At 42.8% G+C, this 13,200-nt stretch carries 10 protein-coding genes; 5 read left to right on the top strand and 5 right to left on the bottom strand.

Annotated features, from left to right (window positions below; translation table 11 throughout):
- Positions 1-64: 64 nt before the first annotated feature.
- Both CLV51_RS27805 and CLV51_RS27810 read right to left on the bottom strand, forming a co-directional pair.
- Positions 65-2,041 carry a putative porin gene (locus CLV51_RS27805; RefSeq protein ID WP_106531389.1) on the bottom strand — a complete coding sequence of 659 codons (1,977 nt, stop codon included), beginning with the start codon at positions 2,039-2,041 and terminating at the stop codon, positions 65-67.
- A gap of 19 nt (positions 2,042-2,060) precedes the next feature.
- Positions 2,061-2,882, bottom strand: coding sequence for a purine-nucleoside phosphorylase (locus tag CLV51_RS27810; protein WP_106531445.1), 822 nt, complete (start codon positions 2,880-2,882; stop codon positions 2,061-2,063).
- A 128-nt stretch (positions 2,883-3,010) separates the two neighbouring features.
- Here CLV51_RS27810 and sucC point away from each other — a divergent pair, with 128 nt between their 5' ends.
- Positions 3,011-4,225 (top strand): ADP-forming succinate--CoA ligase subunit beta, encoded by a 1,215-nt coding sequence (sucC, locus tag CLV51_RS27815; RefSeq protein WP_106531390.1) that lies wholly within the window; start codon positions 3,011-3,013, stop codon positions 4,223-4,225.
- 102 nt (positions 4,226-4,327) lie between these two features.
- On the opposite strand, the gene CLV51_RS27820 is transcribed toward sucC, so the two are convergent.
- The 3 genes from CLV51_RS27820 to porW form a co-directional block, all read right to left on the bottom strand.
- Positions 4,328-5,485, bottom strand: a complete 1,158-nt coding sequence (locus CLV51_RS27820) for a thioredoxin family protein (protein ID WP_106531391.1) — start codon at positions 5,483-5,485, stop codon at positions 4,328-4,330.
- Between the two features lie 200 nt (positions 5,486-5,685).
- Positions 5,686-8,058 carry a penicillin-binding protein 1A gene (locus CLV51_RS27830; RefSeq protein ID WP_106531393.1) on the bottom strand — a complete coding sequence of 791 codons (2,373 nt, stop codon included), beginning with the start codon at positions 8,056-8,058 and terminating at the stop codon, positions 5,686-5,688.
- A 261-nt stretch (positions 8,059-8,319) separates the two neighbouring features.
- On the bottom strand, positions 8,320-11,391 hold the full coding sequence (gene porW, locus CLV51_RS27835; protein ID WP_106531394.1) for a type IX secretion system periplasmic lipoprotein PorW/SprE: 3,072 nt from the start codon (positions 11,389-11,391) through the stop codon (positions 8,320-8,322).
- A 264-nt stretch (positions 11,392-11,655) separates the two neighbouring features.
- Here porW and CLV51_RS27840 point away from each other — a divergent pair, with 264 nt between their 5' ends.
- The 4 genes from CLV51_RS27840 (at position 11,656) to CLV51_RS27855 (ending at position 13,199) form a co-directional block, all read left to right on the top strand.
- A complete protein-coding gene (locus tag CLV51_RS27840; RefSeq protein ID WP_106531395.1) occupies positions 11,656-12,060 on the top strand; it encodes a hypothetical protein in 405 nt (134 codons plus the stop codon).
- Positions 12,061-12,204: 144 nt separating this feature from the next.
- Complete coding sequence (locus CLV51_RS27845; RefSeq protein WP_211302142.1) at positions 12,205-12,627, top strand: bactofilin family protein; 423 nt, start codon at positions 12,205-12,207, stop codon at positions 12,625-12,627.
- A complete protein-coding gene (locus tag CLV51_RS29985) occupies positions 12,596-12,820 on the top strand; it encodes an AtpZ/AtpI family protein (protein WP_106531396.1) in 225 nt (74 codons plus the stop codon). Before CLV51_RS27845 ends, CLV51_RS29985 begins: the two co-directional genes overlap by 32 nt.
- Positions 12,813-13,199: a hypothetical protein gene (locus CLV51_RS27855; RefSeq protein WP_106531397.1), complete on the top strand. Its 387-nt coding sequence runs from the start codon at positions 12,813-12,815 to the stop codon at positions 13,197-13,199. The genes CLV51_RS29985 and CLV51_RS27855 overlap by 8 nt, the downstream gene beginning before the upstream one ends.
- Position 13,200 lies beyond the last annotated feature (1 nt).

Consider the following 13,200-nt stretch of genomic DNA (forward strand, 5'->3'; position numbering starts at 1 on the left):
TAAGCCTAAATGGCGAAAGCACAAAGCAATACGCCCGGCGAGGCATATTGCTTTGTGTAACTTCTTAATTGATAAACCACCATCTCAGGCCCACCCTCACATCAAAGTTATTGTAAGGATATAATGGTGCTGTATAGTTGTTTTTAGAAAAGAATGTATTCAGATTCTCTGCGCGTACATAGGCAGAGAATGATTTGATACGGAAGTTGGCGAATGCAGCCAGATCGGGAAAATTATAGGTGATCTTCTGTTTATTCTGATAGATGAACTGTCCGGTTAAAGGCGAATAATCATCTGCATAATAACCAGTATTATAGCGCACTTCAATACCGGTCATCAGGTTCAGGTTCGTATACAATTTCTTTTCAAAGGCAAAGCGGTTGCGGGTCCAGAAGGCTGGTACATTCAGTGGTGCATTGCCATGCAGCTGCTGAAAAGCAAGATCTATGTACCAGGCAAATGGTTTCACGGTAATTTTTTTGCTAAACACCACCTGCAACAGGTTAAACAAAGAAGTATACTGATCGCTGTGATAATAATCCTTGAAATAAGTGTAGTTGGTAAACAGAAAATAGTTCACCGCCAAACTATATTGCAATTTTTTATTATCCGTGGCAAACTGCAGCTGGGTAGTATTTTCCTTGGCCAGATTGGAATTATACCAGGTATCCCGGCTACTGTTGAAATACTTGTATACATAAGACGGCTCCCGGTTTACGTTGGTAAACGACAGTTTCATATCTCCCAGCAAGTCGCTGAGGTGTCGCCGCAACATGCCGGCCACACTGTAATCACCCATGTTTTGCCCTACCAGGTAAAACTCTCCTTTAGCAGAAAAGTCCCATTTCTTATTACGGGTTTTATTACGATATTCCCCATGCAGGGCCAGGTTGGTGAAGTTGATATCTGCATCCATAAAGGTGCCGGTAATGCTTTCAAACCTCGCTCCTATATTGATAAAGTGCCCCAGATTACCACGCATCGGAAACTGTATCAGCGACAGATCATTGGAGATCATTTTCCATACATGTTTCGCAGAGATGGTATCATTTGGAATAAAGGCCAGATTATAATGGGTCGTATAAAAGGTGGTATCCGGGCTTGTATCAATAAACTGATAATTATTGTTCTGGTAATTAAAAGTATACTGAACACGGAAAACCGGATCAAATCTGTAGATATCCGTAGTGTCGTTGACATGAATAGAGTCTCCCTTGCCCCAGTCGTACTGCTGTTGTATCAGTAATCCTGTTTCCTGGTACTGCGTTTTCACCGGAATGGTAGTACCGAAGAAACCATATGATTGTGAAGAAGTATTGCCCAGGAACACCGGAATGGTTTTCCGCTGTGTATAGTTTGGGTTGGTCAGAAAAGAATCGTTCCTGACCCCTCCGTTTTCTCCGCCATTGAGCTTATTGTAATAAAAACTGAAGTAGGTATTGGCGCGTTTGTTTTTGCTCTGATAACGGGCTGTAAGGCGGTAAGTATCGTGGTTCGTATTCTGCGAACGAAAGTAACCGGGTGCGTTTACCTTCCGATAGTCAAAAGCAAAGTTAAAGCGCCCTGTCCGGTTCTGGGTATGTGTTACCTGTATAACCTGTTCCTGCTTACTACCTACCAGGTACTGGAGTTCCGTATAAGGACGGGTAGTATAATAAAAACGGGCACCTTCGTGCGTATTGGCGTATACATCATACGAGTGAAAACCGGCGTCAAAGCCAGGCTTCATCAGTGGTGAGTAGATAAGATTACGCGCAGCACTACCACTGTTACCAAGCGTAGTATAAGTAGCTGGTACCTTCAGGAAATTCAACTGAAAATCAGTCACAGAAGAATCTATGACGAAATCCGTCGGCTCCCCCAGGTGCCGGTATGTAAGGGTAAGCGTATCCGGTTCGTGGTCATGCCTGGAAGTATCCCGCTGCATTTTACTACTACCGCCTCCGCCACCCATGCTGCCAAAGCGCCCTGTATTATACTGGGCCTTTAATTGATTCCCGCAAAAAAACAGCAGGGCTATGAAAATGAAAAGTTGCCTCATCCGAAAGTGACAAAAACGTTTATAGTTGCCGGATTAATTCACTAAAAATAAGCGTTAGCTTAGGTTCAGCCGCTTTGGCTGCTGCCAGTACCTCATCATGGGTGATCACATTTTCTTCCTCTCTGATTCCTATATCGGTGATCACACTCATGGCAAATACTTTCAAACCAGCATGTGCTGCTACAATAACTTCAGGCACAGTGCTCATTCCTACAGCGTCGCCGCCTATAATATGCATGTACTTATACTCTGCCCTTGTTTCAAAGGTAGGGCCTTGTACGCCTACATAAACACCGGTGTGTAAAGATATTTTATTCGTTGCGGCAATTTTATAGGCCGCCTCTATCAATGTTTTAGCATAAGGCTCGCTCATATCAGGGAAGCGCGGCCCCAGTGCATCCTCATTTCTGCCACGCAAAGGATGCTCTGGTTGCAGATTGATATGATCTCTGATGACCATCAGATCCCCCACATTAAATGCAGGATTCATGCCACCTGCTGCGTTGGAAATAAATAAAGTATGAATTCCCAGGGCTTTCATCACCCGAACAGGAAAAGTTACCTGTTGCATGGAAAATCCTTCATAAAAATGGAAACGCCCTGCCATGGCCACTACAGGCTTCCCCTGCATATGCCCCAGAATTAATTTGCCAGAGTGACCTTCCACCGTAGATACCGGAAAATGCGGTATATCGCTGTATGAAATTTCTATCCTGTTTTCAATATCCTGTGCCAGGTTGCCTAATCCGCTACCTAATATAATACCCGCTACCGGCGCATCCTGCCAATGTTTTCTGATATACTCACCTGCTGCCGTGATCTGTGCTGTTAGTTCACTCATCTGTTTATACATTAATTAAAAGTCGGATTTAAAAAACAAACCCGCGCAAAGTTATTTTTTAATTCACAAATGACTGCAGTTTTATATTTAAATCATAATGACCTAATTTAGCGGCAAATTTTATTCCGATGAACTTACACGAGTACCAGGCTAAAGAACTGTTGAAAAAATATAATGTACCGGTACAGGAAGGTATCCCGGTAGATACCCCTGAGGCGGCTGCAGAAGCTTACAAGCAACTGAAAGTGCAATTTGGTAATGAATTTGCCGTAGTAAAGGCGCAGATCCATGCTGGTGGACGCGGTAAGGGTAAAATCCGTGGTACAGAACAAAGGGGTGTAGCAGTAGGAAAAAATGCGGAAGACGTTAAAACCATAGCTGGCAATATATTAGGAGGTACCCTCATTACCATTCAAACCGGCGAAGCTGGTAAACTGGTAAACAAAGTACTGGTAGCACAGGATGTTTATTATCCAGGTGCTAACCCGGTTAAAGAATTATACCTCTCTATCCTGCTGGATCGTGCCAAAAGCCAGAACGTGATCATGTACTCCACAGAAGGCGGTATGGATATCGAAGAAGTAGCACACAGCACACCTGAAAAAATATTTAAAGAATGGGTTAAGCCTAATATGCCCCTTCAACCTTTCCAGGCACGTAACATCGCCTTCAACTTCGGTTTGAGCGGTGAAGCATTCAAAAACATGGTAAAATTTGTTACCAATCTGTACAATGCTTACGTAGGACTGGATTGCAGCATGCTGGAAATTAACCCGCTGTTCAAAACCAGTGACGAAAAAATCATTGCCGTAGATGCTAAAGTAAACCTGGATGATAACTCCCTGATGCGTCATCCTGACCTGGAAGCACTTCGTGATATCACAGAAGAAGATCCTACAGAAGTAGAAGCAAGCAAATACAACCTGAACTTCGTTAAACTCGACGGTAACGTAGGTTGTATGGTAAACGGCGCTGGTCTGGCCATGGCTACCATGGATATGATCAAATTAAGCGGTGGTGAACCAGCCAACTTCCTGGACGTAGGTGGTACTGCTAATGCACAAACAGTAGAAGCAGGTTTCCGCATCATCCTGAAAGATCCTAAAGTAAAAGCTATCCTGATCAATATCTTCGGTGGTATCGTTCGTTGCGACAGGGTTGCACAAGGTGTAATCGATGCTTACAAATCTATTGGTAACATCACTGTACCTATCATCGTTCGTTTACAAGGTACCAACGCAGCAGAAGCTAAAGTACTGATCGAAGAAAGCGGCCTGAAAGTACAGTCTGCCATCTTGCTCAGTGAAGCAGCTGCCCTGGTAAACAAAGCTGTTAGCGCATAACTTAGCTTTTAGCAGTTAGCTTTTAGCTTTTAGTAAAAATGCAGCGAAGGCATCATAACATTATTTGGCCTTCGCTGCATTTTTACTAAAAGCTAAAAGCTTCTAATTCAATTTAGACAATTCCTTTTGATAGTTCTCCGTGGAGTTTCCCATTGATGCTGCTATAGTCATCGCCCAGGTAAAGTATTTCTTTGCCTGTTCCGGGTGACCGTCTTTGCACATATAAGCCAATGACTGTAAGGCTTCCAGGCTCGAATGTTCATTTAATACCGGCTCCGCCCATTTTGCATAGAGATCTTTCAATGAAGGATCTTTTTGTAAATCCAATCCCAGATAAAACGTCATATAACGCACACGGTTTTCATTATTATCATGGTGTGCAATGGCAAATTCCAGGAAAGCTTTTGCATTTCCACAGGTCTTATATAAATAGTTCTCTGCATAATACATTTGTGCAAACTGCCAGTCTGCAGCACTATACCCAGCTTGCTGCTTTGCTAAAAAAGCAGCAAAAACTTTTTCATCCAGTTGTTTAGGGAGTACCGAAAGGTCCTGTCTTAACAAACCTTCAAAGATCCTTGTGTTTAGTTCATCACCAAAGCGCGCTATATAAGTATTCCTGTTCTTAATATAAAAATCCCGGTAATTAGCAGGCAGGTTTCTGCATACCAGCATCGCTTTAAATACGGACTCTTTATAAAAGTCTTTCTGTGCAGCCAGGTAGGTTTTCACTACCGCACTATCGGGGTATTTCCTGTCCTTTGCATAAAAGAACGTCTTATAAAATTCAGGATCATCCGTTTTCAGGCTGTTCCCAAAGCCAGCCAGGTATTTGTCTGATTTGTACATTTCAGTATTGCGCTGTAAAAATTGCATGAACTGGAAAGGTTCCTGGTAGCCCATTCCCGTGTTAATCAGTTTTCCTTCGCCGGAAATGATCAGGTAAGTAGGAAAGCCTGTCATGAAATATTTTGCGCACAGGTCTTTCCCGAATGCTTCTTTAAAAACATCATAGCCTGTGCAGACAAAATTTTCTTCCATGTACTTTTTCACTTCCGGACGTGGAAATACTTTTACTTCCATGTCTTTACAAGCGTGGCATCCTTCAAAATAAGTGTCAATAAAAATTGGTTTGTGCTCTTTTTGAGCTTTGGCTGTAAGCTCCTCCCAGGAGCCTTTGATAAACTGGGTGCTGTCCTGCGCTAGGGCGGTCAAGGGCAATAGCGCTGCTAGCAGCAGTGCTTTAAATGCATACTTCATTTTCTTGATTTTTAATGGTTTGGTTCTGGTTTGGTTTGGTTCGATTTCTGTGGATAAATCTAATGAATACAACTGTAATCCAACAACACAGTTTTTTAACTGGCTGGTAAAGCGTACCGGCGGTTTAAAAAAGAAGGGCGAAGACCAAAGCAGATTTTATTTGCTTTTATCTTCGCCCTTCTTTTTATGATCAGTAAGGTTTATTCTCCCTTTTTAGGAGGAGGAGGCATAGCTGCCTTTGGAACATTATTTTTTTGTTCTTCCTTTGGCTTGGGAGCTTGCTCCGGAGCTGGTTTCTCTGCACCCGGTGCAGCAAAATCGGTAGCATCACCGGAACCGTAATCATCGGCGGAACCGTTACCCACATTTTCAGATTCTGCTCCTGGTTTAACGTTAGACTCATAATTCATATGCACGTCGTCATCGCTCATATTAGCAGGTATCGGGAAATGATCACTGCTACCAATCTTGAGCGTCGGATCTGCATATACTTTCTGCATGAAATAAGCCCATATCGGTAAACCGGTATTAGCACCCTGTCCAATGCCGGTAGTGCTGAAGTGGATAAAGTTATTTTCACAACCTACCCATGCACCAGCCAGCAGCTTAGGTGTATAACCCATGAACCAGCCATCGGTATTATCATTGGTAGTACCGGTTTTACCGGCTATTTCACCCTGCATATTATACCTGGAACGTAAACGTGCGCCGGTACCTCCCGGTCCTACTACACCTTCCATCATTTTCACCATGGTATATGCTTCTTTTTCACTGATCACTTCACGTTTTACCGGTGCAAATGTTTCCAGGATGTTGCCGTTTCTATCTTCTATACGGGTAATATAAATTGGTTTGGTATTAATACCTCTGGCAGGGAACATTGTATATGCCTGCAACATTTCATACAGCGATATAGCGGCAGAACCCAATGCAATAGAGGGATACGGCGGGATTTCGCTGGTGAAACCTATTTTATTCTGAGCGAAATCAGCAAATGGCTTTGCCCCTATCTGTTTAATCAGATAGGCAGAAACCAGGTTCAATGATTTTGCCAGTGCACCTGCCATCGTAATAGAGCCGCCTGTACTACCTTCTGAGTTATGAGGAGTCCAGTTGCCTATAGTAATAGGTTCATTGGGTAATATGGTGTTAGGTGAAAAACCATTCATGATAGCAAAACAATACAAAAATGGTTTAAAGGTAGAACCAACCTGACGACGGGTTTTAGCCACGTGATCATTCTTAAAATAACGGAAATCCGGACCACCTACCCAGGCTTTCACTTCACCGCTTTCAGGATCCATAGCCATAAAGCCTGCCTGTAATATGGCACGCATATATTTGATGGAGTCTATTGGTGTCATGATAGTATCCATTTCATTCAGATCCGGCTCTGTGGAACTCTTCCAGGCAAATACCTTCATACGGGTAGGCGTATTAAAAGCCCTTGTTATGGCGGAGTCAGAAGCCTCATCATCTTTCATGGCTTTATACCTGTCTGATTCCTTGGTATACTGGTCCAGGAATTGAGGCCATTTTTTCCAGATGTTACCTGTTTTAATATCATTTTGTGCAGATAATGATTTTTGCAATACCTGCAGATGTTTGGCCACTGCTTCTTCTGCATATAACTGCATCCGTGGATTGATGGTAGTATATATTTTCAGTCCATCACGGTAAAGGTTATACTCTGATCCGTCAGACTTCTTGTGTGTTTTACACCAGCCTTTCAGTTCATCCCGCAATACTTCACGGAAGTAAGGCGCCAGTCCTTTATTATGGTCAATCTTATTGTAGTGTAATACAATGGGCTTACTCTTGGCGCCGGCAGCTTCCGCAGGTGTAATAAAACCTGATTCCACCATATTATCAATAACCGTATTACGGCGGTTGAGTGCCATTTGCGGATTACGGCGGGGGTTATACATGGTATTACCCTTGAGCATGCCCACTAATATAGCCGCTTCTTCTATAGATAAATGACCGGCATCTTTGCTAAAAAAGGTACGGGCACCATTTTCAATACCATACACGTTATCACCAAAAGCTACGGTATTCAAATACAGTGTCAGGATTTCCTGCTTGGTAAAATTTCTTTCCAGTTTAACGGCAATGATCCATTCCTGTATCTTCTGAAAGGCTCTGCCAACTGGATTACCGGAACGTAATTTCCCCAGGTTATCTGCCTGCAGGTTCAATGCTAATTGTTGGGTAATTGTACTGGAGCCACGTTTTTTACCAATAAGCAGGTAAAAAGGAATAGCCATTGTGCCTTTAGGATCGATACCGGAATTATCGTAAAACCGGGTTTCTTCTGTTGCAATCAGCGCATTAATAACATTCCTGGAGATCTCATTGTAATCACTACTGGAACGATCTACCTGGTAATATTTACCCAGGATAGTGCCATCATCTGCAATCACTTCAGCTGCCAGTGCAGCCCGCGGATTTTCCAGCTCCTCCATTGAAGGCATACTACCAATCACCCGGAAATTAATGAGTAAAACGAAGAGAACAAGTAATGCTAAAATACCAAACGCCACACGCCACAATATTTTCACCGATTTTTTCATGCGCTATATGATTTGTTTTATGGCCAAACCGCCTGATTTCTTTTTTTAATGGACAGTTACTTACTATCTGTTGGCTATATAAAATAATTTTTCAATAATATCTGTCAATAGCAATAAACAAGCCTGTTTATTAAGAATTTGACCCACAAAGCTATTTAAAATTTGGACATTTTGACGTCTTGTGATTTAGATATTTAGTTAAATATAAATGTATAAACAGAAAATATAATATCTAAATAACCAAATATCTAAATCGCTCGTTTATTGGGTAACATAATTATCTACAAAAAACTTCCGGTAACCGGACAGATCTTTCGTGCTATTTAACAAAATGAAATTATCTCTCGAAATAACAAAGAAAGAATACTCCGTGGGGCGTATCCTGGGAATGATATTGGCTGAAGCCTCATCCCGGATCTCATCAAAGTACGCCAGGGCCTTGTCTTCATTAGGAAACAACCGGAAAATGAGCATAACATCATTAGGCGTCAGCACAAAACTCCCCACCTCAATTTTGTCGTTGGCATGTTTGGCAGCATTGTAACGGGTAAACTGGTTCAGCCCTTCATCCATCAGTTCTTTGGATACACGCTGAAACGACAGCACCACAAAAAACGGGTTGTTGGTAGTGAGCTTATAAGGTGTTACTGGTTTAACAGGCACAATGGGAGCGGGTGTAGGAGCTACTATGCCCGCCGCTATTTTTGCTGAATCAACGTGCGCCTTCGCTACATTAATCTTATCAGCCAGCACCGGCTGCGGATTTTGCCAGGGGTAGCGCATCGAGACATCTTCATCCAGCAATACACCTTTGGCATCTCTTTTCCTTACTTCCAGCTTAGCCAGGTAGTCTGTCAGCTCACCGCGGTGGTTCAGCGCATCCAGCAGGGCTTGTGCCTGTGTGCGGATAGCTTCATCAGCGGCATATTTGGTAATAACTGCCTGTACCGCCTTGCGGGAAAGCTGCATGGTATCTGTAGCAAACAGGGTATCTGTTTTTACGATGATCATCGCCTCGAGCAGGTCAAATCTGGGCCGCAGGAAATTGAACCCGAAAGTCGAATCTGCCATTTTCTTCTGCGCCAGTGCACCAGCATAATCACCATTACGGAAAGCAGTATAGGCCGAATCATATGCGGCACTGATCTCTTTTTTCTTTTCTCCGTTAATATCTTTTAACCCTCCGGAACGAATGATGTCTGCAAAATTCGTATTGCCGTACTGGTTAAGCACCATATCCTTATACCGGTTGGCTGCTGCTGTATGATTCTGCTTACCATGCCAGATATACAGTGAATACAGCACTTCCGCTTTACGCGGATGGGCAGGATAAACAATCAGTAACGAATCATAAGTTTCTATCGCCAGCGGATAATTATCCAGTTTATCATGATACAGTTTGCCCAGATCAAACCAGGCATCCATTGCTTTGTTTATTGAGCTGGTCATTTTTTCCGGCGTGAGCGGTAGGCCCACAGCCAGTTTTTCTGCGGTTACACTATCCGGCGCAATAGTTTCTGCTGTTGCCTCTTTAGGGGCATCGAGCATTTCTATGGGGGCATTACTGTTGGTAGCATTTACGACCCCGTTCTGGCTACGGCGCCAGTTATCTCCTGGTTGCCGGTTTCCCCATCTGCGTTTAAATTCAGAATAGCCGGAAGATTTACTGCCCGGATTATAAAAATACCAGTCACCTTTTTCGTCTTTAGGTGAATACGCGCCACCATTCATACTAAAAGCCGGATTTCCAATTGGGTTGGCTGCTGCCAGGGCATCCTTCTTTTTCTTTTCTGCAGCTTCATTTTTAATGGTAGCGGCCATTTTGGAGAGGAAAATATTACGGTCAGATGCAGGCATGGCCGCGATCCGCTGTAAACTGTCCTCCCGGCGAATGATCTCCAGTTTGGCTGCCACGCTTGTTAGTACTTCCTTGCGGGTATGTACAATTTTGGCATCTGCAAAATCAGCCGTCATTACACCTGCGGTGCTGTCGTAATATTTCTTGGCATCCAGGTATTTGCGTTGATCGTAATAAATATCTGCAATGCCTTTATAGGTAAGCGTTCGCTGTATCAGGTTGTTGCTGGGCACTTTCAGCGATTGCTGCATGTAATTGAGCGCTGCTTCCGGGTCTTTCGGATATTGCAGGGTACCCATTGTATACAGGATGCCGTCGCGGAACCTTAAAAAACGTTCCTTTTTCAACATGTGGTGCAGTCCTACCAGGCTTTTTTCCAGGCCGCCATTGGCTTGCGCATTGGTTATCGCGATCTGTAATCTTGCCTGAAAATCCATCATGGGATCAGGTTTCAGGCTGATAACAGTACGAAACTGTTCCAGTGCAGAATCAGCATGTTGTTGTTGTACATACAATTGCCCCAGTATATACGCCATTCTGGCTTTGGCCACCCTGTTATGGCTCTTGTCAATAGCTACCTTCAGGGGTTCAATTGTTTCCGCGTAGCGTCCCTGGATGTAATTACCATAGGCACGCACTTCCGCGAGGCCACCATCGAGGCGATGCGGGAAGTTAGGATCATTATTCAGTATATTCAGGAGTGCCTGTACTTCGTCATATTCCTTTTGCTCCAGCAGGGTTTTAGCCCGCCACAGGAAGGCATCATTACGTGCTTTGGTATGTCTGAAATATTTTAAGATGCCTTTTGATTTTTCTTTGGTAGCAATGGAGATCTGATCCTTTTCATTGGAACCTACCACTGTTTTATACTCAGATTTCTTTTTGGGCGCAAAAGCGATATTGATGTATTGAAATGTTTTATTGGCGTTTTCGAGGTCTCCTTCGTAGAAATAAGCTTGTCCCATTAGCAGGAAACAGTCATCTATCCATTTGCCACGGGGATCGTGTAGTTGAATGCCCATGGAAGCTTTATCAATAACGGAATCCAGCTCTCCTTTGCTGAAACCCTGGTTTTGAAGACTAAGCGGGTAAAATGGCAGCAGGATCCTGTAGTTATCCTGTCCGTCGCGGCTAACTGTTTTTACCACCCTTGCCAGTTTAACATTGGCGTGGAAATAATAATTGTAGCGTGTAGCCAGGTTCTGGAAAAATTTCCTTTTCCAGGTCCATTTCTTTTTTTCCAGCATTACTTCAGAAGGGGGACGACGATCCTGCACCCGTTGTTGTTCCTTTGGCTTGAACAGGGGTTTGGCAACAGGTTTCTGCTGTCTGTTATTTGGAGTTTGATCCTGAGGTGGTGGTTGTAAAGGCTGGTTTTGGGGCTTATTTTGCGCCCAAACAGCCGGTGGTAAGCCCAGGCAAAACGGAAAAAGAATAAATACCAGATATTTATGTAGCAATTTGATGCAATTCATGGATGCCAGGGTGTATAGGCTAAATATATATAACTTACAGTTTAAAAAAATATTTTAAAGATAGGATAAAATAGTTGATTGGCTGCTGCCATTATTCCGGATTTCGGGACTTTTTTCAAAGTAAGTTTATTTTTAAAATCCTGGTTTTCAAATAAAAACGCATCTTCCCACACACAAACAATAAAACACTATTCTCGGTTTTACAATAATGATTAACTTTAGCCCGCCTGAAAAGGAAAAAATTTCTTTAAGCATTACCACAACATGGCCAGGAAGGGGAAAAAAAACAGTAGAAGAAATCTTGAAAAGCTCAGTCATAAGTACCGCCTGGTAATTATGAATGATGATACGTACGAAGAAGTGACCTCATTCAAACTCTCAAGAATGAGCGTATACATAGCCTTCAGCACCCTGTTTGTATTACTGGTAGCCATTACTGTGGCCACTGTAGTATTTACGCCTTTGCGCTATTACATACCCGGTTATGGTGATCTGAAACAACGCAAAGAGTTTATCCACCTTAAAATGCGTGCTGATTCCCTGGAAACAGCCATTAATGCGCGTGATCAGTACCTGAAAAACATTAAACAGGTGATCAGCGGGGAATTTACCGGAAAACTAGACACAACCAGACTAAAGGTGCCTGCCGTAGATAACAGCACCTACTAAATATTGATTAGATGTTTACTTTTTAACTATCTGAGGCAAAGATTTGCATAAATCGTTGCGTGAAAATTGCTAAATACCTAAATGTCCGAATGTTTATATATTTTATTTATCTTACATCATTAAAATTGAAAAACCTGACTCCCTATGTTTAACAGCAATCAGAAATCAAAAGGTGACAACAAGACCATGTTACCTACATCTACTATTAACATTATAGGCAACGGCACTACTATTCAAGGAGACATCGTATGTGAAGGCGATATCCGGATAGATGGTCAGGTTAATGGCCTGGTATCTACCAAAGCTAAGATAGTGGTAGGTCCTGAAGGCGACATTGTCGGTGACCTGGTATGCCAGAGCGCTGATATCCTGGGAAAAGTAACCGGCATTATTAAAGTGGAAGAATTGCTGTTCCTGAAAGGAAATGCGTTGGTAAATGGCGATATTTACACCAACCATTTTGAAATGGAGCCGAGTGTTAAATTCAATGGCCGTTGCTATATGGATGAACAGCAACCGGCAGATAATCACAAACATGGAAAATCCGTCCTCCAGGAAGCCGAATAATCGTAATCCATTATTACGATATGCCGGGCTAGCTTTTCAAATGATGGCCACATTGGGTTTGGCAGTGTTTGCAGGGTATAAATTAGACCAGCGGACCGGCTGGCGGTTCCCTGTATTCCTGATCATTTTTTCTTTAGTTGCTTTAGCCCTACTTTTGTGGCAAATTATAAAAGATACCCGACGGCATGAGTGATAGATTTTTTATCAGATTATTTTCCCTTTTTGGAATTTTAAACGGACTTATTATAGTGTTCAAACCCAGGTTACTGGACCTTGATGTACATATTTATGTGCTCATGGCCGGCAACCTGGCCTTGGCATTAATATCCCTTGTTTCCTATATCATGGGCCGCCAGGGGCTCGCATCTCCCAATCATAATGCATTTATCCGGGCCGTTTATGGCTCCACGCTGAGCAAACTACTGCTCTCTGTTGTAGGTATTGCTACTTATGTATTCATTTACAGGCCTAATGTCAGCAAGCTTACTATTTTCATGTTACTGTTCCTGTACCTGGTTTACACCATATTTGAAACTTATAGCCTGTTCCGGCTAACGAGGTTAAAAAAATAAT

Origin of the sequence: Chitinophaga niastensis (assembly GCF_003014755.1) — a bacterium.
GTDB lineage: Bacteria > Bacteroidota > Bacteroidia > Chitinophagales > Chitinophagaceae > Chitinophaga > Chitinophaga niastensis.